General features: G+C 71.8%; 28 protein-coding genes and 1 pseudogene. 13 read left to right on the top strand and 16 right to left on the bottom strand.

The features are described 5' to 3' along the window. Positions 1 to 79: 79 nt before the first annotated feature. Entirely contained in the window at positions 80 to 559 is a 480-nt protein-coding gene (soxR, locus tag AB0G28_RS31825; protein WP_361097379.1) for a redox-sensitive transcriptional activator SoxR, read from the top strand. On the opposite strand, the gene AB0G28_RS31830 is transcribed toward soxR, so the two are convergent. From AB0G28_RS31830 to AB0G28_RS31840, 3 genes are all read right to left on the bottom strand, one after another. Then, positions 547 to 1,062, bottom strand: a complete 516-nt coding sequence (locus tag AB0G28_RS31830) for a DUF664 domain-containing protein (RefSeq protein WP_361097381.1) — start codon at positions 1,060 to 1,062, stop codon at positions 547 to 549. The two genes, soxR and AB0G28_RS31830, sit on opposite strands and share 13 nt — an antisense overlap. Before the next feature lie 72 nt (positions 1,063 to 1,134). Further along, complete coding sequence (locus AB0G28_RS31835) at positions 1,135 to 1,707, bottom strand: hypothetical protein (RefSeq protein WP_361097384.1); 573 nt, start codon at positions 1,705 to 1,707, stop codon at positions 1,135 to 1,137. A gap of 2 nt (positions 1,708 to 1,709) precedes the next feature. Then, positions 1,710 to 2,393, bottom strand: coding sequence for a hypothetical protein (locus tag AB0G28_RS31840; protein ID WP_361097387.1), 684 nt, complete (start codon positions 2,391 to 2,393; stop codon positions 1,710 to 1,712). A 257-nt stretch (positions 2,394 to 2,650) separates the two neighbouring features. On the opposite strand from AB0G28_RS31840, the gene AB0G28_RS31845 reads away from it, so the two are divergent. Beyond that, positions 2,651 to 3,388: an SDR family oxidoreductase gene (locus AB0G28_RS31845; RefSeq protein WP_361097390.1), complete on the top strand. Its 738-nt coding sequence runs from the start codon at positions 2,651 to 2,653 to the stop codon at positions 3,386 to 3,388. A 331-nt stretch (positions 3,389 to 3,719) separates the two neighbouring features. Here AB0G28_RS31845 and AB0G28_RS31850 read toward each other — a convergent pair whose 3' ends face one another. Continuing rightward, on the bottom strand, positions 3,720 to 4,157 hold the full coding sequence (locus tag AB0G28_RS31850; protein WP_361097393.1) for a DUF6314 family protein: 438 nt from the start codon (positions 4,155 to 4,157) through the stop codon (positions 3,720 to 3,722). Positions 4,158 to 4,225: 68 nt separating this feature from the next. Between AB0G28_RS31850 and recQ the strand changes: the two genes are divergently transcribed. After that, the gene (gene recQ, locus AB0G28_RS31855) at positions 4,226 to 6,061 is read left to right on the top strand and encodes a DNA helicase RecQ (protein WP_361097396.1); all 1,836 of its coding nucleotides are present in this window, start codon (positions 4,226 to 4,228) and stop codon (positions 6,059 to 6,061) included. A 1-nt stretch (position 6,062) separates the two neighbouring features. Here recQ and AB0G28_RS31860 read toward each other — a convergent pair whose 3' ends face one another. Continuing rightward, on the bottom strand, positions 6,063 to 6,287 hold the full coding sequence (locus AB0G28_RS31860; RefSeq protein WP_361097399.1) for an antitoxin: 225 nt from the start codon (positions 6,285 to 6,287) through the stop codon (positions 6,063 to 6,065). Positions 6,288 to 6,439: 152 nt separating this feature from the next. Here AB0G28_RS31860 and add point away from each other — a divergent pair, with 152 nt between their 5' ends. After that, entirely contained in the window at positions 6,440 to 7,414 is a 975-nt protein-coding gene (gene add, locus AB0G28_RS31865) for an adenosine deaminase (protein WP_361097402.1), read from the top strand. Here add and AB0G28_RS31870 read toward each other — a convergent pair. Beyond that, positions 7,392 to 8,759, bottom strand: coding sequence for a VWA domain-containing protein (locus AB0G28_RS31870; RefSeq protein WP_361097405.1), 1,368 nt, complete (start codon positions 8,757 to 8,759; stop codon positions 7,392 to 7,394). The two genes, add and AB0G28_RS31870, sit on opposite strands and share 23 nt — an antisense overlap. A 79-nt stretch (positions 8,760 to 8,838) precedes the next feature. After that, positions 8,839 to 9,720 (bottom strand): MoxR family ATPase, encoded by an 882-nt coding sequence (locus AB0G28_RS31875; protein WP_361097408.1) that lies wholly within the window; start codon positions 9,718 to 9,720, stop codon positions 8,839 to 8,841. Positions 9,721 to 9,782: 62 nt separating this feature from the next. On the opposite strand from AB0G28_RS31875, the gene mgrA reads away from it, so the two are divergent. Further along, complete coding sequence (gene mgrA, locus AB0G28_RS31880; RefSeq protein ID WP_361097411.1) at positions 9,783 to 10,811, top strand: L-glyceraldehyde 3-phosphate reductase; 1,029 nt, start codon at positions 9,783 to 9,785, stop codon at positions 10,809 to 10,811. Positions 10,812 to 10,857: 46 nt separating this feature from the next. Here mgrA and AB0G28_RS31885 read toward each other — a convergent pair whose 3' ends face one another. Then, positions 10,858 to 11,718: an SDR family NAD(P)-dependent oxidoreductase gene (locus AB0G28_RS31885; protein ID WP_361097414.1), complete on the bottom strand. Its 861-nt coding sequence runs from the start codon at positions 11,716 to 11,718 to the stop codon at positions 10,858 to 10,860. A gap of 145 nt (positions 11,719 to 11,863) precedes the next feature. Here AB0G28_RS31885 and AB0G28_RS31890 point away from each other — a divergent pair, with 145 nt between their 5' ends. From AB0G28_RS31890 to AB0G28_RS31900, 3 genes are read left to right on the top strand one after another with little or no spacing between them, the layout of a single operon-like run. Continuing rightward, positions 11,864 to 12,529, top strand: a complete 666-nt coding sequence (locus AB0G28_RS31890; protein ID WP_361097418.1) for a helix-turn-helix domain-containing protein — start codon at positions 11,864 to 11,866, stop codon at positions 12,527 to 12,529. Between the two features lie 15 nt (positions 12,530 to 12,544). Next, entirely contained in the window at positions 12,545 to 13,414 is an 870-nt protein-coding gene (locus AB0G28_RS31895) for a TIGR03564 family F420-dependent LLM class oxidoreductase (RefSeq protein ID WP_361097421.1), read from the top strand. Next, positions 13,411 to 13,686 (top strand): cyclic-phosphate processing receiver domain-containing protein, encoded by a 276-nt coding sequence (locus AB0G28_RS31900; RefSeq protein ID WP_361097424.1) that lies wholly within the window; start codon positions 13,411 to 13,413, stop codon positions 13,684 to 13,686. Before AB0G28_RS31895 ends, AB0G28_RS31900 begins: the two co-directional genes overlap by 4 nt. A 68-nt stretch (positions 13,687 to 13,754) precedes the next feature. Here AB0G28_RS31900 and AB0G28_RS31905 read toward each other — a convergent pair whose 3' ends face one another. The 5 genes from AB0G28_RS31905 to AB0G28_RS31925 all read right to left on the bottom strand — a co-directional run bounded on the left by AB0G28_RS31905 (position 13,755) and on the right by AB0G28_RS31925 (position 19,096). Next, positions 13,755 to 14,978 (bottom strand): helix-turn-helix domain-containing protein, encoded by a 1,224-nt coding sequence (locus tag AB0G28_RS31905; RefSeq protein ID WP_361097427.1) that lies wholly within the window; start codon positions 14,976 to 14,978, stop codon positions 13,755 to 13,757. Between the two features lie 134 nt (positions 14,979 to 15,112). Continuing rightward, positions 15,113 to 15,571, bottom strand: coding sequence for a (2Fe-2S)-binding protein (locus tag AB0G28_RS31910; RefSeq protein WP_361097430.1), 459 nt, complete (start codon positions 15,569 to 15,571; stop codon positions 15,113 to 15,115). Between the two features lie 13 nt (positions 15,572 to 15,584). Beyond that, entirely contained in the window at positions 15,585 to 17,822 is a 2,238-nt protein-coding gene (locus AB0G28_RS31915) for a molybdopterin cofactor-binding domain-containing protein (RefSeq protein ID WP_361097433.1), read from the bottom strand. Between the two features lie 165 nt (positions 17,823 to 17,987). Beyond that, positions 17,988 to 18,527 (bottom strand): RNA polymerase sigma factor SigC, encoded by a 540-nt coding sequence (gene sigC / locus AB0G28_RS31920; protein WP_361097436.1) that lies wholly within the window; start codon positions 18,525 to 18,527, stop codon positions 17,988 to 17,990. A 56-nt stretch (positions 18,528 to 18,583) separates the two neighbouring features. After that, the gene (locus tag AB0G28_RS31925) at positions 18,584 to 19,096 is read right to left on the bottom strand and encodes a PadR family transcriptional regulator (RefSeq protein WP_361097439.1); all 513 of its coding nucleotides are present in this window, start codon (positions 19,094 to 19,096) and stop codon (positions 18,584 to 18,586) included. Between the two features lie 91 nt (positions 19,097 to 19,187). Here AB0G28_RS31925 and AB0G28_RS31930 point away from each other — a divergent pair, with 91 nt between their 5' ends. Next, on the top strand, positions 19,188 to 19,748 hold the full coding sequence (locus AB0G28_RS31930; protein ID WP_361097442.1) for a hypothetical protein: 561 nt from the start codon (positions 19,188 to 19,190) through the stop codon (positions 19,746 to 19,748). A 5-nt stretch (positions 19,749 to 19,753) separates the two neighbouring features. On the opposite strand, the gene AB0G28_RS31935 is transcribed toward AB0G28_RS31930, so the two are convergent. Beyond that, the gene (locus AB0G28_RS31935; protein WP_361097445.1) at positions 19,754 to 20,494 is read right to left on the bottom strand and encodes a DUF427 domain-containing protein; all 741 of its coding nucleotides are present in this window, start codon (positions 20,492 to 20,494) and stop codon (positions 19,754 to 19,756) included. 115 nt (positions 20,495 to 20,609) lie between these two features. Here AB0G28_RS31935 and AB0G28_RS31940 point away from each other — a divergent pair, with 115 nt between their 5' ends. Together AB0G28_RS31940 and AB0G28_RS31945 are read left to right on the top strand one after the other, a co-directional pair. After that, entirely contained in the window at positions 20,610 to 21,809 is a 1,200-nt protein-coding gene (locus tag AB0G28_RS31940; RefSeq protein WP_361097448.1) for an ROK family protein, read from the top strand. A 4-nt stretch (positions 21,810 to 21,813) separates the two neighbouring features. Continuing rightward, positions 21,814 to 24,126 carry a P-loop NTPase fold protein gene (locus AB0G28_RS31945; protein WP_361097451.1) on the top strand — a complete coding sequence of 771 codons (2,313 nt, stop codon included), beginning with the start codon at positions 21,814 to 21,816 and terminating at the stop codon, positions 24,124 to 24,126. Positions 24,127 to 24,129: 3 nt separating this feature from the next. Here the strand turns inward: AB0G28_RS31945 and AB0G28_RS31950 are convergent, their stop codons facing one another. Further along, positions 24,130 to 24,591: a pyridoxamine 5'-phosphate oxidase family protein gene (locus AB0G28_RS31950; protein WP_361097454.1), complete on the bottom strand. Its 462-nt coding sequence runs from the start codon at positions 24,589 to 24,591 to the stop codon at positions 24,130 to 24,132. On the opposite strand from AB0G28_RS31950, the gene AB0G28_RS31955 reads away from it, so the two are divergent. Next, positions 24,590 to 25,066 carry a MarR family transcriptional regulator gene (locus AB0G28_RS31955; RefSeq protein ID WP_361097457.1) on the top strand — a complete coding sequence of 159 codons (477 nt, stop codon included), beginning with the start codon at positions 24,590 to 24,592 and terminating at the stop codon, positions 25,064 to 25,066. The two genes, AB0G28_RS31950 and AB0G28_RS31955, sit on opposite strands and share 2 nt — an antisense overlap. Position 25,067: 1 nt before the next feature. On the opposite strand, the gene AB0G28_RS31960 is transcribed toward AB0G28_RS31955, so the two are convergent. After that, positions 25,068 to 25,568 (bottom strand): PaaI family thioesterase, encoded by a 501-nt coding sequence (locus AB0G28_RS31960; protein ID WP_361097460.1) that lies wholly within the window; start codon positions 25,566 to 25,568, stop codon positions 25,068 to 25,070. 118 nt (positions 25,569 to 25,686) lie between these two features. On the opposite strand from AB0G28_RS31960, the pseudogene AB0G28_RS31965 reads away from it, so the two are divergent. Continuing rightward, positions 25,687 to 26,019 (top strand): annotated as a pseudogene (locus tag AB0G28_RS31965) (metalloregulator ArsR/SmtB family transcription factor); the annotation flags it as partial. Positions 26,020 to 26,314 lie beyond the last annotated feature (295 nt).

Raw genomic sequence — 26,314 nt, forward strand, 5'->3', positions numbered from 1 at the left:
ACCTGACATCACCGGACCGTCCATTCCGGACTTCGAGTTCACTTGAAGTCGATTGCCCGGCTGTGGTTGGGTGGCGACCATGGTGAACGCCACGGCCCGGTCACTGCCCGACCTGACGGTCGGCGAACTCTCCCGGCGCAGCGGAGTGCCCGCCTCGGCCTTGCGGTTCTATGAGGACGAAGGTCTCATCCACAGCCGCCGCACCGCGGGCAACCAGCGGCGCTACCGCCGTGACACGCTGCGGCGGGTGACGTTCGTCCGGATGTCGCAGCGGGTCGGCATGCCGCTGTCGAAGATCCGCGAAGTGCTCGCCCTGCTGCCGGACGACCGCACACCCACCCGCGCCGACTGGACCCGGATCTCCCAGTGCTGGCAGGAAGACCTCAACGCGCGGATCCGCCGGCTGGAACAGCTGCGCGACCAGCTGGACGACTGCGTCGGCTGTGGCTGCATGTCGCTGGCCAAGTGCCGGCTCGCCAACCCGGGCGACCGGCTCGGCGCCGAGGGCCCGGGTCCGCGGCGGGTCGCCGACCACCGCGGCGAGGGCTACGAGGACTGACGCTCCAGCAGGCCGCGGACGTACATGGCCTGGCCGGCGTGCTGGATGTCGTCGTCGAGGACGCTGATCAGGCGCACGCCCAGCGACACCGGCGGGTCCCAGGCCTCGTCGACGATCCGGTCGAGCGCGTCGGCGTCGACGCCCGCGACGAACCGCAGGGTCTGCTCGTGCACGGCGTCGTAGTAACCGGTGAGCAGGTCCGGCTTGTCGACGCGGACCGCCTCGACGTCGGCCGGGCGGTGGCCGTAGCCGGTGTCGCCCGCCGGGAAGGGGAGGCCGAACCGCGAAAGCCAGTCCTGCCCGGTCCACACCTGTTCGGTGCCCGCCACGTCGGCGACGTGGTCGTCCTGGACGCGGGTCAGGTGCCACACCAGCCAGGCGATCGAGTTGGCCTCGCCGCCCGGCCGCGTCCGGAGCTGCTCGGCGGTGAGCCCTTCCACCGCCGCGTGCACTGTGCCCCGGACCCGGCCGAACCCGTCGGCGAGCAGATCGGCCACGTTCATTCGGCTGCCTCCCGTTGCTGACGCCGTCCCCCGGCGTGCTACCCGATCATGCCCGCCGGCAAACGGCGCCCGCTAGCGCGGGAGCAGCTGGTCGAAGAAGGAGCGGTAGCGGCGAAGCGCGATCCGCAGCTCCTCGGTGGCCGGTTCGCCTTGCCGCCACTGGGCTTCCAGCTCGCTCTTGTGCTCGGCGAACGTGGTGGCCAGCGCGCTGATCACGGCGGCGACCAGTTCGTCGGCCTGCTGGACGGCCTGCTTCGGGTCGTCGACGAAGCCGGTCTGGACGTTCTGCCAGCGGTCGCGGAAGCCGGTGACCTTCTCCTCGTCGATGAGCGCCGGCGTTTCCACGTCGTCGCCGGATCGGGCGGGAGTCTCCCCGTCGCCGCCCGAAGCGGCCGGGGTTTCGACGTCCCCGCCCGATTCGGCGGGTGACTCCACGTCCCCGCCGGATTCGTCGGCGTCCTGCCGCCCGGCCGAAGCGGACGCCAGGTCGGCGGTGCTCAGGTTCTGGTCGTCACCGGTGCCCGGTTCACGGAATTCGGTCCGCTCCTGATCGGGGACCTCGGCGGTGTCCCGCTCGTGGAAGCCTTCGCGCGGCGTGAGGTCCTCGTCGTTTTCGGTGCTGTGACGCGTCAGGTGGTCGGTCATGGTCAGCGTCCTCCGTTCCGTTCGGTCCGCGACTGCGCGGACGCCTCGCGCTCGTCGGTGTCGCGCCGCTCGGCCAGGTCGTGGTCGTGGCCGTTGTTGTGGTCGTGCCCGTTGCGGCGGTCGTGGTGGTGGTCGTGGTCGTCGCGGTGTTGCTCGTCGGCGCCGTCGGTCAGCAGGTCCTCGAAGACGGTGCGGTAGCGCACCATCGCGTCGCGGAGGTCCTCGGTGGACGCTCCGTCGCGCTTCTGCTGCGTCGTGTGCGCGGCGCGGTAGTGCTCGAGGGTTTTGGCGTGCCGCACGGAAAGGTCCGCCACCTGCTGCTCGTAGCCTTCGGTCGGGTAACCGCGTTCGGCCATCAGCGAGACGAGGACGCGGTCGGCTTCGGCGACCGCGTCGGCCGGCTGGTCGACGAACTTTTCCTGCACCTGCGCCCATTGCTGGGTGTAGCGCTCGCGCGCCGACGCCGAGAGCGGGCGGATGTCGAGTTCCTTGTGCCGGCGTTCCCGCTCGGCGAGTTCCCGTTGCGCGGCACGGGGACTGTCCTTCTCCGCGACCGTGCGGTCGTACTCCGGGCCGAACCGCTGCTGCAGCCGTTTTCGTTGCATCTCCTGCGTCACCAGCCAGATCACGGCGCCGAGCACCGCGACGGCCACGACGACGATCAAGACGATCAGCCAAGTGGGCATCGCACAAACTCCTTCAACGATGTCGCCCCCGATGCGTCCCGGGTTCCCGCATTCCCCGTCCCGAAAACGGCGCGCACGCCGCTGACCTCGCGATTCGGCCGACCGGCGGCGTCGATACCGCCGGATGCCGTGCCCCGCGACGGGGAGGTAACGGCGGTAACGAGCAGTCGCTAGCGTCGTTACCATCGACGTGCTATCGTCGATACAGAAAGAGCGAAGCGGTGATACGTTCACCGCCCGACCGGAAGAAGGAACCGATGAGCACCACCCCCCGTGTCGCGATCGTCACCGGCGGCTCCCGCGGCATCGGCCGCCAGGTCGCCGAACGCCTGGCCGCCGACGGCATGGCGGTCGTCGTCAACTACGCCGGCAACGAGAAGGAGGCCGGCGCCGCCGTAGAGGCCATCACGGCCCGCGGTGGCCAGGCGATCGCCGTCCGCGCCGACGTGGCCGACCCGGCCGCGGTCGCAGAGCTGTTCGACACCGCGGAGCGCACCTACGGCGGCGTGGACGTCGTCGCCCACCTGGCCGGCGTGATGAACCCGCCGACGCCGATCGCCGACACCGACTTCGATGTCCTGGACCGCGTGCACCGCACCAACATCCGCGGCACCTTCGCGGTGGCCCAGCAGGCCGCGCGGCGGGTGCGCGAGGGCGGCGCGGTGATCATGACGTCGACGTCGGTGATCGGGCTGAACCTGCCCGGCTACGGCATCTACAACGCGACCAAGGGCGCGGTCGAGGCGATCACCATGATCCTCGCGCGCGAGCTGCGCGGCCGCGACATCACGGTGAACACCGTCGCGCCCGGCCCGACCGCGACCGCGCTGTTCCTCGACGGCAAGGGCGAGGAGACCATCACCCGGATGGCCAAGCAGCCGCCGCTCGAGCGGCTCGGCGAGCCCGAGGACATCGCCGAGGTCGTCGCCTTCCTCGCCGGCCCGGCCCGCTGGGTGAACGGCCAGGTGCTGCGCGCCAACGGCGGCATCGTCTGAGCTTCGCCTCGCCGCCGACGCGGAGACCGCGGTGGGGCGCCCCGCTCGACCCGCCGGGCGACCGGCGGCACCACCTTGGCCTCACGCCTCCGCCCACCGGAGCCACGGCTGGTCGCCCCGCTCAACCCGGCCGGGCGACCAGCGGCACCACCTGGGCTTCACTCCCCCGCCGACCGGAGCCCACGGCGGGTCGCCCCGCCGGGCCGACCGCGGCATCGTCCGATGCCTCAGCTCACCGCCGCGCGGAGACCGGCGGCGGATCGCCCCGCCCAGCCCGCCGGGCGAACAGCGACACCGTCCGAGCTTCGCCGCGACGCCGGGCCCGCCCCGCTCAGCCGGCCGGGCGGGTGAACCGGCTGACGATGACGTGGTCCTTCGCCGGTCCGCGCACCGCCCACTCCTGCCGCCAGCGCGCGGCGCCGGTCACGCGGTACTCGCCGCGGTAGTGGTCGGCGCGGCAGGGGTGGTCCGCCGTCCAATGGCCTTCGCGCAGGTCGAGGTCGTGGAAGAAGCCGCCGTGGTCGAAGTGCACCGACGCGCGGCCGGGGCCCGCCGGGCGGTAGTGCAGGGTGCGCGTGACCGGTCCGGTGTGGCCGCCGAGCCGCAGCTCGCCTTCCTCGTGGTAGACGAGCACTCCCGCGGCCTCGGTGAAGGTGGCGGTGCCGGTGACCTCGCCGACCGGATCGCCGTCCGTGGTGTGGATTTCCCGGTCCAAGCGCCATTCGCCGCCGAAATACGCGGCGAGATCGGGAACCGGCCAGTACTGCACCCGCCCATTCTCGCACCCCGCGGCGGGCCGGACCGGAACTGTCGGACCCCCGCTCTATAGTCGGGCGGGTGGCAGAGACCGACCTCACAACCGCGTCCGACGCGCTGGAGACCCTCCGGCGCGTGTTCGGCTACGACAGCTTCCGCGGCGACCAGGCGGCGATCGTCGAGCACGTGATCGCCGGCGGTGACGCGCTCGTGCTGATGCCCACCGGCGGCGGGAAGTCCTTGTGCTACCAGATTCCCGCGCTGGTGCGGCCCGGTGTCGGCGTGGTGGTGTCACCGCTGATCGCCCTGATGCAGGACCAGGTCGACGCGCTGCGCAACGCCGGCGTCCGCGCCGGGTTCCTCAACTCCACCCAGGACTACGCGGCGCGGCAGGAGGTGGAGTCGGCGTTCCTGAACGGCCAGCTGGACCTGCTCTACCTGGCGCCGGAACGGCTTTCGGTCGAATCCACCGTGCGGCTGCTCGACCGCGGCAAGATTTCGCTGTTCGCGATCGACGAAGCACACTGCGTCGCCCAGTGGGGCCACGACTTCCGGCCCGACTACCTGCAGCTGTCGGCCCTGCACGAGCGCTGGCCGGACGTGCCGCGGATCGCGCTGACCGCCACCGCGACCGAGGCCACGCACAAGGAGATCTCCGCGCGGCTGCAGCTGGACGAAGCCAGGCACTTCGTCGCGAGCTTCGACCGGCCGAACATCCAGTACCGGATCGTCGGCAAGAACTCGCCGCAGCGGCAGCTGCTGGAGCTGCTGCGCACCGAGCACGCCGGTGACGCGGGGATCGTCTACTGCCTGTCCCGCAACTCCGTCGAGAAGACGGCGGATTTCCTGGTGCAGAACGGGATTCCGGCGGTGCCCTACCACGCGGGGCTCGACGCGCGCACGCGCGCCAAGCACCAGTCGCGGTTCCTGCGCGAGGACGGGCTGATCGTCGTCGCGACGATCGCGTTCGGGATGGGCATCGACAAGCCGGACGTCCGGTTCGTCGCGCACCTCGACCTGCCGAAGTCGGTCGAGGGCTACTACCAGGAGACCGGCCGGGCGGGCCGCGACGGGCTGCCGTCGACCGCCTGGCTCGCGTACGGCCTGCAGGACGTCGTCCAGCAGCGCAAGATGATCGACACGTCCGAAGGGGACGAGGCGCACCGGCGGCGGCAGGCCGCGCACCTGAACGCGATGCTCGCGCTGTGCGAGACGGTCGAATGCCGCCGGGTGCAGATCCTCAACTACTTCGGCCAGAAGGCCGAGCCGTGCGGCAACTGCGACACGTGCCTGAGCCCGCCGGAGAAGTGGGACGGCACGATCCCGGCGCAGAAGTTGCTGTCGACGGTCGTGCGGCTGCGCAACGAACGGCGGCAGAAGTTCGGCGCCGGGCAGATCATCGACATCCTGCTCGGCAAGTCCACACCGAAGGTCACGCAGTTCCAGCACGACACGCTCAAGACGTTCGGCATCGGCACCGAGCTGGCCGAGCCGGAGTGGCGGGCGGTGGTGCGGCAGCTGCTGGCCCAGGGCCTGCTGGCGGTCGAAGGCGACTACGGCTCGCTCGTGCTCACCGAAGGCAGCGCGGAAGTGCTGGGCGGCGATCGCCAGGTGATGCTGCGCCGCGAACCCGAGCGCGCGCCGGCCGCGAAGGTCCGCAGCGCCAAGCGGGCCGCCGCCGCGGCCGAGATGCCCGCGGAAGCGGCCCCGCTGTTCGAACGCCTGCGTGCCTGGCGGGCCGGCGTCGCGAAGGAGCAGGGCGTGCCCGCGTACGTCATCTTCCACGACGCGACCCTGCGCCAGATCGCCACGCAACGGCCGTCGTCGCTGGCGGATCTGGGCACGGTCAGCGGTGTCGGCGAGAACAAGCTCGCCAAGTACGGTGAGGGGGTCCTCGAAGTCCTGACCGCCGAGTGAGCTACCGGCCGGCCGCGGGTCCCGCCGGTCCCGGCTGCCCGGTCACCGAGTTGACCTTGCGGACCGCGCCGGCGATCTGCTGGTGGTACTTGCCCTTGGTCTTGTCGTCGACGAACTTCGCGGCCTTGCCGACGGCCTGGTTCACCTTTTCGGGGTTCTTCTTGGCGTAGGCGCGGGCCGCACCGGCGGCGCCGGCCAGCATGGTCAGCCTCTTGAGCAGAGCCACGGTGGTCCTCCCTCATCGGTTCCGGTCATCCTGACAACGCGGACGAACCACCCGGAGGTTCCCCGTGTGACGAAGCCCAAAACCTGGGTGGCAGCGGTGGCCGCCCGAAATTGGCGCGCGCGACGCCGCCGCGCGGTCCTAGGCTCGTGATCATGCGCGACCTGGCCGCCCTGCCGAAGGCCCACCTGCACGTCCACCTGGAGAGCACCATCCGCCCGGACACGCTCCGTGAGCTGGGGGAAGCCAACGGCGTCGACGTCCCCGGCGAGCCTCCGGTGTTCGACGGCTTCCGCGCCTTCGCCGACTACAACGCGCTCATCCGATCCTGTCTCCGGCGGCCCGAGGACTTCGAGCGCATCGCGCGTGAGTACTGCGAGGACGAAGCCGTCCAGGGCACGCGCTACGCGGAGGTCACCTTCACCGCGGCCTCGCACGGGGAACGCCTGGGAGATCTCGAAATGCCGCTCGCGTCCGTCCTCAAAGGACTGTCGCAAAGCGGGAACCTCGAGTGGCGGCTGCTGCTCGACCACTCCCGGCGCCGCTCGGTCGAACGCGCCGAGCGCACCCTCGACCTCGCGTTGAAGTACGACGAAGTCTTCGCGATCGGTATGGCCGGCGAAGAGAACCACTCGCTCCGGCCATTCGCGACGCTCTTCGAGAAGGCCCGCGCGGCCGGGATCCACCTGCTGCACCACACCGGCGAGGACGCCGGACCGGACAGCATCCGCGAAGCACTCGAAGTGGGCCGCACCGAACGGCTCGGGCACGGCATCCGCGTCCTCGACGACCCCGCGCTCGTCGCCGAGGTCCGCGACCGGGGCCTCGCGCTCGAGGTGTGCCCGTCTTCCAACGTGACGCTCGGGCTGGTGCCTTCGCTCACCGAGCACCCGCTGCCCCGCCTGCGGGACGCCGGGCTGACCGTCACGCTCAACACCGATGTCCCGTCGGTCACCGGCGCGAACCTCGCCGAGGAGTACGCCCGCGTGCGGGAAGCCTTCGGCTACGACGACACGACGATGGCGGACTTCGCCCGCGCGAGCGTCACGGCGTCCTTCGCACCGGAAGCGACCAAGAAGGCCATCCTGCGGGACATCGACGCCTGGCTCACACCGGCAGCAACCGGGTGACCAGCGCGCCGAGCTGGTGCACCGTGCGGCATTCGTGCATTTCGACGACGTCGGCGTACTCCAGCGCCGCCGAGTCCCCGGTGGACCACAGCGACCGGCGCTCGGGGTTCAACCAGTAGACGTGCCGGGCGCGGGCCTTGATCGCGCGGACCGCGTCGAGGTTCGGGTCGCCGCCGTTGGTGCGGGCGTCGCCGAGGATCAGCACCGACGTCCGCGGGCCGACCGCATCGAGCCAGTTCTCGGTGAACTGACGCAGCGAACCGCCGTAGTCGCTGTGGCCGTCCCAGCGCACCAGCGCCGCTTCGGACAGCATTCGCGCGCCGAGGTGCTCCGGGTCGGCCGCGCCGGTGGTGACCAGGTGGGTGACCTCGTCGGTGCTGTCGACGAAGGCGAACACGCGGATCTTGCTGAACTGGTCCCGCAGCGCCTGCACCAGCAGCATGGTGAAGTTCGCGAACCCCGCCACGGACCCGGAAAGGTCGCACAGCAGCACGATCTCCGGCCGGCCGGGACGGCGGTGGCGGTAGGCCGGCCGCATCGGCACCCCACCGGTCGACAGCGACCGCCGCAGCGTGCGGCGCAGGTCGATCTGTCCCCGCGTCATCCGGCGGCGCCGCGCGGCCAGCCGCGTCGCCAGCTTCCGGGACAGCGGCTGGATCGTGCGCCGCAGCTCGGCGAGCTGGTTCCGGCTCGCGATGAGGAAGTCGACGCGGTCCGGGGCGGGGGCGATGGCGTGCTTGGCGACGCGCTCGCGGCCGCGGACTTCGGCCGCGCGGCGGCGCGCCTCGGTGCGGACCTGCCCGCGGAACCCTTCGACGCGGCGGCGGATCTCGTCGCGGTCGAGCCGGTCGGTGAACTCCCCGCGCGCGCCGCCGCCGCGGACCGCGGCCAGCACCCGCGCGATCAGGGTCTGCGGCTGGAGCCGTTCCAGCGTCTGGTGGGCCGAGAAACCACCGCCCGGTCCGGACGCCGAGCCGTACTGCCCCAGCATGTCGACGGCCAGCCCGGCGAGCTGCGACAACGCCTGCCGGTCGCCGTCGGCGAGCGCGGCGGCCAGCTCCTCCCGCAGCTCTTCCAGCGTCGACGGCTGGTCCTCGCGGGCGCGCTCGGGCGCGCCGATCCCCGCCGGGAAGTACAGGTCGAACGCGGCGTCGAACACCGCGCGCTGCCCGCCGCGGCGGACCAGGGCCGCGGCCAGCCCTTCGCGCACGAGCGAGCGGTCGTCGAGACCGAGCACCTCCAGCGCCGCGGCGGCGTCGACCGTTTCGGCCGGCCCCGCCGGAATGCCCTGGGCCCGCAGCGCCTTGACGAACGCCGCGAGCCGCTCGGGCACGCCGCCGGTCACGATGCGTCCAGGACCTGATCAAGCCGCGGCCGGCAGCCCGGCTCGGCGATGCCGACCCGCCACCCCCGCACGCGACCGGTCACGAGGCGTCCAGGACCTGTTCGAGCTTCAGGCCGGCGCCCGCCTTGGCGATGTCGTCCTGGTGCTTGAGCACGACGCCGAGGCTGTCCCGCACCACCTGCTCGTCCAGGGCCGACGCGCCGAGCGCGAGCAGGGTGCGCGCCCAGTCGATGGTCTCGGCGACCGACGGCAGCTTGCGCAGGTCCATCGCGCGCAGCGCGGCGATCACCCGGACCACCGAGTCGGCGAGCGCGGCGTCGATGCCGGGCACCTTGAGCCGGACGATGTCGCGCTCGAGCTCCTCGTCGGGGAAGTCGATGTGCAGGAACAGGCACCGGCGGCGCAGCGCTTCGGACAGCTCGCGCGTCGCGTTGGAGGTCAGCACGGCGAACGGCGCGCGCGTGGCGGTGATCGTGCCGAGCTCGGGCACGGTGACCTGGAAGTCGCCGAGCACCTCCAGCAGCAGGCCCTCGACCTCCATGTCGGCCTTGTCGGTCTCGTCGATGAGCAGCACGGTGGGCTCGTCCGACGAGATCGCCGTCAGCAGCGGGCGGCGGAGCAGGAACTCCTCGCCGAAGATGTCGGTCCGGGCCTGCTCCCACGTCTCGTCGCGGCCGGCGGTGATCCGCAGCAGCTGCTTCGCGTGGTTCCACTCGTAGAGCGCGCGGGCCTCGTCGATGCCCTCGTAGCACTGCAGGCGCACCAGCCGCGAGCCGCTGACCTGGGCGACGGCCTTGGCGAGCTCGGTCTTGCCGACCCCGGCGGGCCCTTCGACCAGCAACGGCTTGCCGAGCCGGTCGGCGAGGAACACCGTGGTCGCCACCGCCGTGGACGCCAGGTAGCCGGCCTCGGCCAGCTTCGCCGACACGTCGTCGACGGACGTGAAGAATCCGGTGCCCACCCTGACCTCCTAAGCGGTCGCTCACCCGGAGCGTACCCGAAGAGCGGGCTAGCATCGGCCGCGTGACCTACGTTGCCGCTTCCGGCCGATACGACTCGATCCCCTACCGGCGCTGCGGGCGGTCCGGGCTCAAGCTGCCCGCGATCTCGCTCGGGCTGTGGCACAACTTCGGCGGCGACCGGCCCCTGGAGACACAGCGCGCGATCACCCGCCGCGCGTTCGACCTGGGCATCACCCACTTCGACCTGGCCAACAACTACGGCCCGCCGTACGGCTCGGCGGAGGAGAACTTCGGGCGGCTGCTGGCCGGCGACTTCAAGCCGTACCGCGACGAGCTGGTGATCTCCACCAAGGCCGGCTACGACATGTGGCCCGGCCCGTACGGCGAGTGGGGCTCCCGCAAGTATCTGCTGTCCTCCCTGGACCAGTCGCTCGGCCGGCTGGGCCTGGACTACGTCGACATCTTCTATTCGCACCGCTTCGACCCCGATACGCCCCTGGAAGAAACCGTCGGGGCGCTCGATGCCGCCGTCCGCGCCGGGAAGGCGCTCTACGTCGGGATCTCCTCCTACAGCTCGGAACGCACGGCCGAGGCCGCCCGGCTCCTGCGGGAGCTCGGCACGCCGCTGCTGATCCACCAGCCGTCCTACTCGATGCTCAACCGCTGGATCGAGGAGGACGGCCTGCTCGACACCCTCGAGACGGCGGGCGCGGGCTGCATCGCGTTCTCGCCGCTCGCGCAGGGCCTGCTGACGGACAAGTACCTGAAGGGTGTCCCGGAGGACTCGCGCGCGGCGCAAGGCAAGTCGCTCGATCCCGGGACCCTCGACGAGAACCGGCTCGGCCGGGTTCGCGCGCTCAACGACATCGCGGGCCGCCGCGGGCAGTCGCTGGCGCAGCTGGCCTTGGCCTGGGCGTTGCGCGACCACCGGGTGACGTCGGTGCTGATCGGCGCGAGCAGCGTCCGGCAGCTGGAGGACAACGTCGGCGCGCTCGGCAACCTCGAGTTCTCCTCGGAGGAACTGACCGAGATCGACGGCCACGCGACCGACGCCGGCATCAACCTCTGGAAGCGTTCGTCGGACGCCTGAGCCACCCCCGACGGCAGGCCCGCGGGGGCGCCCCCCGTCTTCCACTCTACCGGTGGGCACCGACATTTTCGGCGGTGCCGCCGTGGGCCTCCGCCGACAGCTCCTGCCACTCTTCCCAGGTCGCGAGCCGGTCCGCGTACGCCTGCTTGATGATCGGGTAGAAGCCCTGCCCGAAGAGCACCCGCAGGGGCGGGTTGGCCGAGTCGACGACCTTGAGCAGGGCCTGGGCCGCGGCGGCCGGGTCGCCGGCGGGCTGCTTGCCCGCGACCCCGGCCAGCCGGCGGCGGAGGCCGTCGTAGACCGGGCTGGTCTCGGCGACGTGCCCGTTGGCGAGCGGGTCGGGGTTCTTGCCGTCGCGGGTGGCGAAGCCGCCCGGCTCGACGATCGTGACCTTGACACCGAAGTCGGCGACCTCCTTGGCCAGGGTTTCGGTCACGGCTTCGATCGCCCACCGGGACGCCTGGTACGCCCCGCCGAGCGGCATCGCGATGAGGCCCGCGGCCGAGGACAGCTGGATGAAGTGGCCGGCGCGCTGTTCGCGCAGGTAGGGCAGGGCGGCCTGGATGACCCACACCGGGCCGAACACGTTGGTCTCCAGCTGGTCGCGCAGCTCCGGCTCGGTCAGCTCCTCGATGGCGCCGATCTGCGCGTAGCCGGCGTTGTTCACGACGACGTCCAGCCGGCCGAAGTGCTCGGCGGCCCGCTTCACGGTCTCGAAGACGGCGGCCTTGTCGGTCACGTCCATCTCCAGCGGGAGCACGGCGTCGCCGTAGATGGCGACGAGTTCGTCGAAGCTCGCGGTGGACCGGGCGGTGGCGGCCACCCGGTCGCCGCGGCCGAGGGCGGCTTCGACGAAGCAGCGGCCCAAGCCGCGCGACGAACCCGTGACGAACCAGACCTTGCTCATGATGTTTCCCCGTTCCCCGTGGTGCCTTCGGCATCCGATCGACCACAGGACACCGGGCGCCGTACGCCTGTGACAGCGCCTCGAGGTGACGGCAGTCACTCGCTGGCGTTTGACCAAATTTCGTATTTGGTCATACGATGGCGCCATGCCCCCCGCCGAAGACCGTGCCGAACGGGCCGAGCGCATCCTCGACGCGGCGGCCGGCCTGCTGAAGCGGGTCGGCTACCGCCGCACGACGATCGAGGACGTCGCCGAGCGGGCCGATGTCGGCAAGGGGACCGTCTACCTGCACTGGAAGAACCGCGAGGACCTGTTCGTCGCCGTGCTGCTGCGGGAATCCGTCCGGGCTCTCGAGGACCTCGTGGCGGCGATCGCGGCCGACCCCCTCGCCGTGCGGCTTTCGCGGCTGACCGAAATCCAGTACACCAACGTGCTGGACCGCCCGCTGCTGCACGCCGTGTACGCCGACGACGCCGACACGCTCGGCAAGCTGCTGCCGAAGCTGCACGGCAAGCTCGACCCGAGGCACGCCGAAGCCTTCGTCGAGTACCTGGACCTGCTGGCGGCGAACGACCTGCTGCGCACCGACCGGCCGGTCCGCGAACTCGTCGTCGCCTTCCAAGCCGTCCTGCTCGGCTTCCTCGGCCGCACTCCCCCGCCCGAGCCGGCCCTGATCGCCGACACCGTCGCGCACGCCTTCGAGCCGCTCGCCGTGTCGACGCGGCAGCTGCGCGCCGTGGCACCGCGGGCGCGGGAGCTGTTCACCGAAGCCGTCGCGCTCGACCGCGCGCAGCTCGAACGCGCGTACTGACCCCCTGGAGGACCCATGCGCACCGGAATCCTGATCGACGAACTCGGCGTCGGCTTCGACGCCATGACCGCACAAGCCCGCGAAGCGGCGAAGCTCGGCTACGGCACGCTCTGGCTGGCCCACCGCGGCGGCTGGGACCCGCTCACCGCCCTGCCCGCGCTCGCCGCGGCCGCGCCCGGCCTCGAACTGGGCACGTGCGTCGTGCCGACGTACTCGCGGCACCCGATCACCATGGCCGCGCAGGCGCTGACCGTCCAGGCCGCGACCGGGGTGCCCGTCCACCTCGGCATCGGGCTGAGCCACCGGTTCATCGTCGAGCAGCAGTACGGCTACTCCTACGACCGCCCGATCCGGCACCTGCGCGAGTACCTCCAGGCGCTGAACCCGTTGCTGCGCGGGGAAAAGGCGGACGTCCACGGCGAGTCGCTGACCGCCGCGGCCGGGCTGACCACCCCCGGCGCCCAGCGGCCCGCGGTGCTCCTCGGCTCGGTGAGCCCGCAGTCGACGCGGCTGGCGGGCGAGCTGGCCGACGGCGTGATCACCACGTGGGCCGGCCCGCGGGCGACCGGCGAGTTCGTGGTGCCGACCCTGGGCGCGGCGGCGCGAATCGTCTCGGGGCAGCTGATCTGCGTGACGTCCGAAGTGGACGAAGCCAGGAAGTGGGTCGACGAGACGTACGGCGGGGTGGCGGGCATCCCGGCTTACCGGGCCGTCCTGGACCGGGACGGCTACGGGCGCGTCTCGGACAGCGCCATCGTCGGCGACGAGGAAACCGTTCTGCGCCAGGTGAAATCCCTCGAGGACGCGGGCGCGACGGAACTGCTGGTGATGCCCTTCGGGTCGCCGGAGGAGCAGGCCCGCACGCGCGAACTGCTGGCCGCGTGAACCGCCTCTGGGTCGACGACCTGCGCCCGGCCCCGGACGGCTGGACGTGGGCGAAGTCGAGCACGGAAGCGATCGCCCTCCTGCGGGAAGGCGAGTTCGCGGCGATCTCCCTCGACCACGACCTCGGCGGCGACGACACCACCCGCCCGGTGGTGCTCTGGCTGTGCGAACACGACCGCTGGCCGCCCGAAGTGCGCGTCCACACCGCCAACCCGGTCGGCCGCGAGTGGCTGACCGGGATGGCGCGGCGGTACGGGCCCGGGGTGCGCTGACGCGGGGGCGCCCCCCGTTTTCCACTCTACCGGCGGGCACCGACAATTCCCGGCGCCGCCGGGGTGCGCTAGCGCGGCGCCGGCAGGTGGGTCGCCTCCGGGAAGAGGTTCAGCGCCCGCAGCGCCGCGCCCAGCTCGGCGATGTCCGCCGGATCGGTCAGCGAACGGCCCAGCTCGTCGGCGATCCGCTTCAGCCGGTGGCGGATCGTGTTGGGGTGGCAGAACATCCGCTCCGACGTCAGCTTCGTCGAACCCTGGCAGTCGAACCACGCGCGCAGCGTCAGCAGCAGCACGTTCCGGTCGTCGCCGGGCAGGTCCAGGACGGGCTGGAGCACGTGGTGGGCCAGCTGCACCGACGCCTCGGGCGCGCTGGCGACCAGCCCGGCCAGCGGCGACTCGGTGAACTGGACCAGGCCCGGTGTCCCCGGCGTCATGCTCGACAGCGCCACCCGCGCCAGGTGCAGGGCGCGGGCGGTGTTGCCGAGGCCGGTGAACACCGGGCTCATCCCGACCCGGCCGACCGGGTGCTCGCGGACCAGCTCGACGATCGCCGGAGCCGCCGCGGGGTCGCGCAGAGACACGACACCCACCTGCAGGTCCGGCGTGAGCCGCCAGGCCGACGCGTGCTGCAGCGCGCGCAACCGGGCCTCGATCTGCGGCAGCGGTTCCTGGCCCAGCCGCGGGGTTTCCGCGGCCACGACGACGAACGTGCCGTCCAGGGACAGGTCGAGCACGCGGGCGATGTCCCAGAGGGTCCCCTCGGTCGCGGCGCCGCCCGCGAACAGCGCCTCCACCAGCGCCGAACGCCGGTTCTGGTGCGCCACCATGACTTCCGCCGTCGTGTCGCGGTAGGCCGTCGTGAGGGCTTCGGCGAGGTCGTCGATCAGCGCCCAGATCGCCGTCGTCGCGGCGACCAGGCCGGCGAGGTCGTGTGCCTGGGCGGTCAGCTCGACGAACCGGTGCCAGACCTCGGTGAGCCCGATCCGGTAGGCCCGCAGCAGCTCCGGCAGCGGCGCGCCCTGCAGGGCCCGGGCCCGGCCGGTCGCGCGGGCCTGCGACAGGTCGGGCCCGTCCGAGCCGCGCAGCGTCCGCATCACGTGCTCGAGGTTGGCGCGCACTGAGCTCCGCAGCTCCGCGAGCGTGACGAACCGGGCGTCGGCGTAGACCGGCATTTCGGCGCGGATCTGCCGCACGGTGCTCTCGACGAGCTCCGGCAGCTTCCGTTCGACCTCCGTGGCGAGGACGGCGACGCGCGGCGCGAGCCCGTCGGACAGAAGCGCCTGGTAGTGCATGGTGGCCTCCGGTCCCCGGCCTCTTCGTCGAGGCCCGGACCGACAGCTAACCCGAACGGTGCCACCACGTTCGGGTGAACTTGCTACAGGAACCGCGAATGCGGAGGTTCTTTTGTCGAACCTCCGCATTCGCGTCAAGCCATCTTGGCGGCCGCGCTCTTGATCGCCTCCCGGATCCGGAAGTACGTGCCGCAGCGGCACACGTTCTGGATGGCGTCGATGTCGGCGTCCGTCGGGTTCTTCGTCTTCTTCAGCAGCGCGACCGCCGCCATGATCTGCCCGGGCTGGCAGTAGCCGCACTGCGCGACGTCCTGCTCCAGCCAGGCCTCCTGGACCGGGTGCAGCTCGTCGCCGTCGGCGAGCCCTTCGATCGTGGTGACCTCCTTGCCCGCGCACGCGGAAACCGGCGTGACGCACGGGTTGAACGCCTCGCCGTCGAGGTGGCTCGTGCAGGCCTTGCAGACGTTGATGCCGCAGCCGTACTTCGGCCCGCGGATCTTCAGCTTGTCGCGCAGCGCCCACAGCATCGGCAGGTCGGCGGGTGCGTCGACGGTGACGGACTGCCCGTTCACCACGAAGGTGTAGTTCGGCACGGGGGAACTCCTGTCAGCGCGGGAACGGGTCGAAGTCGACCGGGAAGGTGATCGGGAAGCTGCGGGGCTTGATCCCGGTGGCCCGGGCGTAGGCGTTGGCGATCGCGCCGACCGGCGCGGGCAGGCCGAGCTCGCCCGCGCCACCGATGTCGTCGCCGGTGGCCGGCATGACGTGCACGGTGACGTCGGTCGGCGAGTTCTTCTGCCGCGCGTAGTGGAACTGCGAGTAGCTGCCCTCCAGCGGCAGCCCCTTGTCGATGTGCAGGCCCGCGGTGAGCGTCGTCGAGATCGCGTCGGTCAGGCCGCCGAGCATCTGCGCCTGGATCCCGCGCGGGTTCACCGGCTTGCCGACGTCGACCGCGATGGTCGCCTTCGTGACACGCGGGTGCTTCGGATCGCGCGCGTCCAGTTCGACCAGGCACGCGGTGTACGACTTGTACTCGCCGTGCACCGCGATCCCCTGCGCGAACCCGGACGGCATCTGCTTGCCCCACTCGCCGAGTTCGGCGACCTTGTCGAGCACCGCGCGCTGGCGGCCGGACTTGATGAACTCGCGGCGGAAGGCCACCGGGTCCTTGCCGAGCTTCTTGGCGATCTCGTCGACCATGATCTCCTCGGCACCGCGGGTGTTCGCCGAGTAGACCGACCGCCACGCCGAGGTGTGGAACTTCAGCGGCACCTCGTTGAGCAGCTGCGTGGTGACGCCGAAGTTGTACGGCGACTTCACCGTCAGCAGGAACACCGTCTGCGCGAAGCTGAGGTTGCCGCCGACGGGCAGCTTCGCCGCGTACGCCGTGAGGATCTCGCCGAGGCCGTGGCTCCAGTCGGTTTCGACGCTCGCGACGCGGTGTTCGAACGTCAGCACCTGCCCGAGCGCGAAGGTGGCGCGGATGCGGTGGTAGCTCGCCGCGCGGGCCCGGCCGTGGCGCATGTCGTCGATCCGGCTCCACATCAGCCGCACCGGCTTCTTCATCGCCTTCGAGATGTGCGCGGCTTCGAGGGCGGCGTCGAAGAACAGCCGCCGCCCGAACGACCCGCCGCCCTGCTGGACGTGCACGGTGACCTTGTTCTCCGGCAGCCCCAGCTCCCGCGCGATGGTCTGCTTCGCCACGATCGGCGACTTCAGCCCGGCCCAGATGGTCGCGCTGTCCTCGCGGACGTCGGCGACCGCGGAGTTCGACTCCATCGGCGCATGACTGGCGAAGGCGAAGTCGAACTCGCCGTCGACGTACTGGGTCAGCAGCGGCGGCACCGCGAACGGCAGCGCGGCGGCCCGCAGCTTCTTCTTGATCGTCTCGTTGTCCTCGCCGTCGACCGTGCCCGGGCCCCAGGTGACGTCGAGGGCGTTCTTGCCGTCGAGCGCCTGCCCGAACGTCTCGGCCATCACCGCGACCCCCGTCGGCACGACGGCGATGTCGATGATCCCGGGCATCGCCCGGACAGCGGCTTCGTTGTTGACCTTCTCGACCGTGCCGTTGATCGTCGGCGGCCGGCGCACCATCACCGGGTTGGCGCCGGGGACGTCCAGGTCGAGCGTGTAGACCTGCTTCCCGGTGACCATCGCGCGGGCGTCCTTGCGCGAGGTCGGCGTGCCGACGAGCGTGTGCGCCGACTCGGCCTTCGGCTGGACCGCGCCGGTGGTCAGGCCGGTCCGCGACGCCGGTCCGGCGAGGACGCCGTAGGAGGCGCTGCGCCCGTCGGGCGCCCACACCGCACCGTCGCGTGTGGACAGTCGCGAAGCGTCGGTTCCCCACTGCGCCCCGGCCGCGGCGACCATCCGGGCGCGCGCGGTCGCCGCGGTGGCGCGGACCGGGTCGTACAGCGAGCGCATCGTGTTGGAGCCGCCGGTGAGCTGGTTGAACAGCAGCTCGGTGCGCGCGTCCGAGAGCACGACGTCGACCTTCTCCAACGGCAGGTCCAGCTCTTCGGCGACGAGCATCGCGGTCGCCGTCGTGATGCCCTGGCCGACCTCGGCGCGCGGCAGCTGCAACCGCGCCCGGCCGTCGTCGGTGATCTCGAGGACGAGCATCCCGGCGGTCGGCGCGCACGAGAGGATCAGGACGTCACCGAGGTCGAGGATCTCCGCGGGCTGCGGCAGCGTGGGGACGACGGCCTCGGCGCGGCCCGGGGCCACCGCGTCGGCGGTGAGTTTCGTGGCGACGGTCAGCGTCGGCGCGGCGACCAGGTAGGTCAGGAAGCGGCGGCGGCCGACCCGCCCGGGCTCGGCGGGTTCGGTGGTGGGACGGGCCATCGGGAATCCCTTGCTGGGGTGGTGGCGGGGTGCGCGCCACGCTAAGGAGCCCTCGGCCGGTCGTCAACGCGGCGTAGTCGAGTTCGCGCATCTCTGTGACGAGATGACAGCGGAAGCCGCCGAATGTGTGCGCCGCCACAGTGCCGGACGGCGTAATCGCCTGGTTCAGCCGGCCCCTCGCTCGCGCCGCGCTTCGAGCAGGTCCTCGCGGGCGCGGGCGACGCGGGAGCGGACGGTGCCGACGGGGACCCCGCAGACGTCGGCGGCCTCGGCGTAGGACAGGCCGAGCACCTGCGTCAGCACGAGCACTTCGCGCCTTTCCGGGGCGAGGCCGTCCAGCAGGACGCCGAGTTCGACGAGCTCCTCGAACCCCGTGGCGGCGCGCCCCTGGTCGACCGGGGCGTCCCAGTCGATCTTCGGCCGGGCGCCGGCGGCCCGGATCTGGTCGACGACGACCCGCCGCGCGATGGACAGCAGCCACGTCCGCGACGACGAGCGCCCGGCGAAGCGGCGAAGGCTGCCGAAGGCGCGAAGGTAGGTCTCCTGCGTCAGGTCGTCGGCCGCGGCGGCGTCGGTGAGGTGCGCGAGGAAGCGCCAGACGTCGGCCTGCGTGGCGCGGACCCACGCGTCGAGGGCACGCCGGTCACCGCGGCCGGCGGACAGGGCCAGAGCCGTGACGCGGTCGTCGTCCTTACCGTGGGTCATGATCCGTGAACATACAGCGTCATCACAGCGGCGCCGTGTAGGGCGTTATACGCAGGTCACTTGATCTGCTTGACCGCCCACTCGGCCCACTCGCGCTGCATCGCCGAGAAGCGCTTGCCCCACTCCAGGACCAGGCGGCCGTAGAGCGACTGGTTGTCCTCGCCCCAGGGGATCGAGCCCTCCAGCTCTTCCAGCCCTTTCTCGCGCGCCTGCGCCTTCTCCCCCATCGTCGCGAGGTAGCCGCGCGCCTGGTCCGGCGAGACCGAGCCGAGGAAGTAGACGCGCAGCAGCGTGGCGCTGCGGGGCGGGCCGCTCGGTTCGACTTCGACCAGCCAGTGCCGCAGTTCCGCGAGCCCGGTCTCGGTGATCTCGTACTCCTTGCGGCCGCGCGGCCCCTCGGCGTGGACGTGGATCATGCCCGCCGTCTCGAGCTTGCCGAGCTCGCCGTAGAGCTGGCTCTGCGTCGCCGGCCAGACGCCCGCCATCGCCCGCTCGAAGCGTTTCAGCAGGTCGTAGCCGCTTCCGGGCTGGTCGGCCAGCATTCCGAGCACCGCGTGTCGAAGGCTCATGTCCCCATCATGACATTCCAGTATTGACATGTCCAACGCAGAAGTTCTAACTTCGACCTGTCAGAGTTGGAATGTCGGGAAGGACCCCGCCGTGAACTACCTGAAGAGCCTCCTGCCGTGGATCGCGTTCGCCGTGGTCGCGACCCAGTTCGACTGGCGCTGGTCCGGGCTGACGGGCCTGGTCGTCTCGGCCGCGCTGCTGCTGCTCGCCCGCCGCGAAGGCCGCAAGGCGGACACGCTGATCATCGAGTGGAGCGGGTTCGTCTTCTTCGTGCTGCTCACCGCGGTCGCGTTGGCCTTCCCCGCGTCACCGCTGAAGACCTACACCGGCGCGCTCACCGACGCCTGGCTGTCGCTGACCGCCTGGGGTTCGCTGGCCATCGGCAAGCCGTTCACCCTCGGCATCGCCCGCACGACGACACCGGAGAAGTTCTGGGACAACCCGGTCTTCAAGCGCATCAACGTGATCCTCACGACGGCGTGGGCCCTGAGCTTCACCGTCGGCGGGCTCGCCGGCATCGCGCTGCTGAACTACGCGCCGCACGCCACCTTCGCGCTGATCACGCTCAAGGTGCTCGGCTTCGGTGTCCCGGTCGCCTTCACCATCCTCTACCCGCGCAAGGCCCGCGCCCGCGCCCAGCAGGCCGCCTGAGGCGCTCAGGCGAACTTCGTCTTCGGCCGTTCCTGCCGGACGCCGTCGACGTAGACGTCGACCTTCTCGTCGAGGAAGGCCACCAGGCCGGCGGCACGGGTGCTCTCCGGCAGGGGCGTCGGATAGCTCCAAGCGAGGTCTTCGTGACCGGCGACGTCGAAGTGCTCGGCGGCCCCCTTGTACGGGCAGTGCGTCACCACGTCGATCTTCGAGAGCAGGTCCATCCGGACGTCCACGCGGGGCAGGTAGTAGCGGGTCGGCAGGCCCGTCTCGAACAGCAGGTGCGGGCGCACCGAATCGGCGACGGTGACGCCGTCGACCTCGATCCGCACGTGGCGCGAGCTCGGCAGGACGTCGACGCGGACGCCGGGGTCGCGCGGGTGCGTGAAGATCTGCTCGTCCTCTTCGAACCAGTCGAACGCGCCGAACTCGAACCGGATGTGGTCCCGCAGCTGTCCGATCGGCGAATCCGGGTACTCCAGCGCGCCGTCCACCGCCTCGGCTCCGCCACCCTTTATCGTCGACAGAACAGCTTCTCCGCGGCTGGGCGAGTGCGACGTCCGGCCGGAGGGGGTGAGAACGCCGCTCACGACGTCCGCGCGCGGGATGTAGTACGTGGGGTAGTACGGAACTTCCCACACCAGGAGGGGGTGCACCGTGTCCGCGACGACCTGCCCGCCGAGGAACACCCGTACCCGCTTCGCGCCTTGTGCCACGCGGACCCGGCCGCGTACCGGAGTGCTCATGCCCCGGTCAACGGGGTCCGGAGCGGACGTATTCCGGCGGAAACCCGGCCGGGGCGGCTAGCGTGGCAGAAATACCGAGAGCGAGCAGCACGAGGACGACAGGAGGCGGGCACGGGTGGCCGGCGTAGAAATCCCCACGGTCGGTACCCCCGCCGGGATGCGCAAGATCAACCAGCGGGCGGTGCTCGACCTCCTGCGCCGCAGCGGGCCGGCGACCCGGCCGCAGGTGGCGAAGGACACCGGGCTGTCGAAGCCGACGGTCAGCCAGGCCCTGCTGGCGCTCGAAGCCGCCGGGCTGGCGCGCCCGACCGGGCAGACGTCGACGGGCACCGGGCGGTCGGCCGTGCTGTACGAGGCCGACCCCACCGCGGGGTACGTGCTGGGCGTCGACATCGGCCGTGAGCACCTCCGCGTCGCGGTGTCGGACCTGGGCCGCACGCTCGTGGCGCGCCGCGACGAGCGCAACACCGCGCGGTCCGGCGCGGCGCTGGTGACCGCGGTCGGGAAGATCGCGGCCGCGGCGGTCGCCGAAGCCGGCCTTTCGGCGGGCGACATCGTCGTCCGCGTGGTCGGCTCCCCCGGCGTCGCCGACCCGGACAAGCGGTGTTTCCGGCACGCGCCGAACCTGCCCGGCTGGGGCCGGGCCGGGCTGATCGACGACCTCGAGGCCGCGCTGGGCCCGGACCTGATGGTGGAGAACGACGCCAACCTCACCGCCGTCGGCGAGTGGGAGAGCGGCGCAGCACGCGGAGCGTCGGTGTTCGGCTGCATCACGATCGGCACCGGCGTCGGCATGGGCATGATGGTCGACGGCCGGGTGTTCCGCGGCGCGACGGGCGCGGCGGGCGAGATCGGCTACCTGCCCTACGGCCGCACACGCGCCGCCGACGAGCCGGGCACCCCACCCGCCCGCGGCCACCTCGAAGAGGCGACGGCGGCCCAGTCGGTCGTCCAGGGCGCCCGCGAACTCGGCCTGGGCACGGCGAAATCGGCCCGCGAGGTGTTCCGCCTGGCCCGCGAAGGCGACGAGCTCGCCCGGCGCGCGGTGGAGACCGAAGCCGACCGCCTCGCCTACACGGTGGCCTCGGTGGCGGCGGTGATCGACCCGGAGCTGATCGTCCTGGGCGGCGGCATGGGCACGGCGGCGGACCTGCTGCTGGAGCCGATCGACCGCGCGCTGCGGGCGTTCACGCCGCTGGTCCCGAAGGTGGTCCAGGGCGAGCTGGGCGAGGACGCGGTGCTGACCGGCGCGATCAGCGTGGGGTTGCGGGCCGCGGAGGGCTTGGTGTTCGAGCGCCGGGTGGGCGCCGCCTGAGCCGATGACGATCTCCCTCGTTGCCGATTTTCCCGCCCGGTTCGCCGAGCTGCCCGCTTCGACCCAGCAGCGAGTGCTCACGGTCGTCCAAGCGCTCGAAAAGGGCGACCTGGTGGACTCGTGGTCGGTCGTGGGTGCGGACCCACGGGCGCGGATCGCGGATCTCGACGATGCCTGGAGTCTCGTGCTTCTGGAGATCACTCCCGGCGATTACCTCTTGCTGAGGGCGCACCTGCGCGACCAGGTCGAGAATTGGGTCCTTGCCCAAAACTTCGACCGGTTCCGGTCGGCCAAGACCGTCGGCGTCGAGCGGATACTGCCCGGGCGGAACTCCGAACGGGCGCGGCTCATCCCCGGCTTCGCGGGCGAAACCACCAGCGGCACCGACCGCCTCGGCATCACCTACGACGCCCGCGCCCTGGCCGCCCTCCTCGCCGCGAAGTCCCTCCAGCCGCCGCTCGCTGTCGGCCTCTACGGCGAATGGGGCACCGGCAAGACCTTCTTCATGCGGACCCTCGAAGCCGAGATCACCTCGCTCGACAGCCTCAGCTGCTGCCACAACGTGGCGCACGTCTGGTTCAACGCCTGGCACTACGCCGAAGGCAACCTCTGGGCGAGCCTGGTGCACCACATCTTCGTGTCGCTGCACCACGACGACTCCCCGCAGGAGAAGGCCCTCACCGCGGCCCTGGACCGGATCCAGGGCATCCAGCAGACCAAGGACGAGGCGCTCGCCCAGGTGAACTCGGCCGCCGAAGCCGTCGCCGCCGCCCGGGGTGCCGTGGAGCGGCTCGAAAGCGAGCGGGAAGCGGCGCTGGAGAAGACCGGCGCCGTGACCGCGAAGGACGTCTGGACGACCATCGAGGTCGACCCGGAGCTGCGCGGCCGTCTCACCGACGCCGCGGAACAGCTCGGGCTGACCGGGATCGGCGAAAGCGCCCGCGAACTCGCCCGCACGGCCAAGGACATCCGGGACACCGTGCGGCGCAGCGGGATCCTCGCGACCGCGCGGCCGTGGTGGCGCTCGCCCCTGGTGCTGGGGCTGTTCGCCGGGGTGGTGATCTGGGTCGCGGGCATCGCCGTGACGGCCGCGACCGGCTGGGTCCAGCCGTGGCTCGCCCCGGTGACGGCCGCGCTCGGCGGGGCCGTCACGTGGCTGACCAGCCAGGCCCGCCGGTTGCGGGAGCTGCTCGCGCCGGCCGAGCGGATCCAGGCCGAACTCGACACGCGGGTCGCCGAAGCCGAGGCGGCGTACCAGGCGAAGGTGGCGGAAGCGCGGCAACGCTTCGAAACCACCGAAGCCGATCTCGCCGCCGCCCGCACGGCGTTGCTGGCCGCCGAGCAACGGGAGGCCGCCGCCCAGGCCGACCTCGGGGAGCTGGCCGGCTCGCGGCTGCTCGAACGCTACCTGTCCGAGCGGGCGAGCAGCGACGACTACCGGCGCCACCTCGGCGTCGTCGCGCTGGCGCACCAGGACCTCAGCGACCTCGACGCCTACCTCCGCGCGGCGCTGGAGGACGAGACGGCCGAGAGCCCCATCGACCGGATCGTGCTCTACATCGACGACCTCGACCGGTGCTCGCCCGAGACGGTGGTGCGCGTGCTCGAAGCGGTGCACCTGCTGCTCGCGCTGCCGATGTTCGTCGTGGTGCTCGGCGTCGACCCGAACTGGCTGACCCGGTCCATCCGCGCCCGGCAGCCGGGCGAGGGACCGGCGCGCCAGTACCTCGAGAAGATCTTCCAGCTGACCTACCGGCTGCCGCCCATGAACGCGGCCACGTGCGCCGACCTCCTCCAGCACACCGCCGAAGCGACCCAGCCCGAGCCGCCCGCCGCCGACCTGGTGACACCGCCGAGCGGCTTCGAGCTTCCGGCCGAGATCCGGCGCACGTCGTTCGCGCGGGGCTTCGGGCTCGACCACACCGAGGCGCTGGCGCTGACCGACTCCGAAATCCGGCAGATCCGGCTGGTCGCGCCGCTCGTGGGCACCTCGCCGAGGCGGGCGAAGCGGTTCGTCAACGTCTACCGGATCAGCAAGGCCCGCGTGCTCGGCGAGCCCGGCAACCACCTGGCGGACCAGGCGGTCAGCGGCTTGATCGTGCTTGTCGCGCTGCTGCTGGGCACCCGCCTGCCGCTGGCCGCGGTCCGCCCGGACGACGACCGGACGCTCGCGGAGTGGGTGACCGCCGACTGCGACGCGCCGGGCGGGGAACTGGTGGAGTTCCTCGGCGAGGTGACCGAGCTGGCCACACTGCCGATGACGGCCGTGGTCCGGCACCTGCCGCAGGTCGAGCGCTTCACGTGGCAGGTCGCGTGACGGCTAAGCCGCCCGCCAGGCTTCGCCGCCCGTCGAGATCCGCCAGGGGGTCAGCTTCAGCACCGTGATCTTCGGGTCCCGGTGATCCTCGCCGCCGAGGATCTTCGGGTCGAAGCCCAGGGGTTCCGGCGTCGAGGCGAACAGGTCCCACAGGTCCTTGCGCGTCTCCTCGTCGTCGGCGAACTCCGCGCGGCACTCCGCCACCGCCACCTCGTGCTGCGGGTCCCAGTACGAGCACGAGACGTACGGCGACGCCGCCAGGTGCGCGAGCTTCAACGGCGTCGGCCGCGTGAACAGCCGGCCCGTCAAGCCGTCCGGGGTGTGCTCCCAGATCGGGTGGACCACCCGGGACCGCGGGCGGCCCCGGCGGTCGACCGTCACCAGCGTGCACCAGACGATCCGGTGCGCCACGCGCACGAACGCTTCGGCCAGCCCGGCCGGCACTCTGCTAGATTCCACAACCATGGTTGTGCATCCTAGCAGCCTCGACCTCTCCCTGACCGCCCTTTTCGCGGGCTGGGCGATGACCGACGAGGCCCAGCGCCGCCTGGCCGGGCAGGGCTTCGGCGACCTTCGCTTCAACGACGGCGTCGTGATCCAGCACGTCCTGGCCGCCCCGCTGTCCATCACCGCGCTGGCCGAGCGGATGGGTGTGACCCAGCAGGCGGCGTCGAAGGCCGTCGCGGACCTCGAACGCCGGGGGCTGCTGCGCCGCGAGCCCGATCCCGCGGACGCCCGGACAAAACTGTTGCACCTGACCGAGCACGCGCTGGCCGCCGTCGAAGCGACACGGGTGCTGCGCCAGGAACTTCAGGAGGAACTGGAGGCGGAATACGGCGCCGCGCGAATCGAGGACGCGCGCGCACTCCTCGCGGCGGTCATCGGCCGGTACGGCGGCGACGACGCGATCCGCGCCCGGCGCGTCCGGCCGCCGCGGTGATTCAGCGCGTGAGCACGCACGTTCCCGACGCCGTGGCCAGCAGCCTGCCCTCGGCGTCCCGGATTTCCCCTTCCGCGAACGCGATCCGCGAACCCTCCTTCACGACCCTGCCGGTCGCCCGGATCTCGCCGCGGCCCGCGTGGATCGCCCGCAGGTAGCTGACCTTCAGCTCCACCGACGCGTAGCCGACGCCGGCCGGGAGCGTCGTGTGCACCGCACAGCCGACCACCGAGTCCAGCATCGTCGCCGCGACGCCGCCGTGGACCATGCCGATCGGGTTGTACAGCGACTCGTCCGGCTCGGCGACCGCGACGACCTCGCCGGGGTCGACGCGCTCCCAGCGCAGGCCGAAGTGCGCGGCGATCGGCGCGGGCGGGACGCGGCCTTCGGCGATCGCCCGCATGTACTCGAGGCCGGACATCGTGGCGCCGAGCCGCGCGGTCTCCAGGGGGTCCTGCCAGGTGATGGTCTTCGAACGGACCTGCGCTTCGACGTCGGTCATCTCGGCTCCTCGGACTATGACAGCTGTCTTAATCTCGCCCGTGGACACGGGCGGCGTCAAGCGGGGGTGACCCAGGCCACCGGTGGTCCGGCCGCACGGCGGGTGGAATCATCCGGGGGTGAGCACCGACCGCAAGCTGATCGACCCGGAACGCGTCGCGGCGGCGGTCGACGGGCTGGGCGACCGCGCCGTCATCGACGAGTGGGCCCAGCGGTTCTCCGTGGTCGCCGACCCCTCCCGGCTCGCGCTGCTGGTTTCGATCCACTACGCCCGCGAGATCAGCGTCACGGACCTCGCCGCGGCCACCGGCATGACCGACACGGCGGTGTCGCAGGCCCTGCGGCTGCTGCGCGCCCACGGGCTGGTCACGCCGCAACGGACCGGCCGCGTGGTGCGCTACCGGCTGGCGGACGCGACCGTGCACGAACTCATCCATCGGGTGCGCCCGCACCGCGAACAGCCCGCTGTGACAACCGAGGCTCCGCCTCGAACCGGGGGCTTCGCCACCCGGACCCCCGAACAACCCGCTGTGACAACCGAGGCTCCGCCTCGAACCGGGGGCTCCGCCACCCGGACCCCCGAACAACCCGCCGTGACAACCGAGGCTCCGCCTCGAACCGGGGGCTCCGCCACCCGGACCCCCGAACAGCCCGCCGTGACAACCGAGGCTCCGCCTCGAACCGGGGGCTCCGCCACCCGGACCCCCGAACAACCCGCGAAAGACACCCAGGACCGGTAGCGTGCGG

This window comes from Amycolatopsis sp. NPDC021455 (assembly GCF_040640995.1).
Lineage (GTDB): Bacteria > Actinomycetota > Actinomycetes > Mycobacteriales > Pseudonocardiaceae > Amycolatopsis.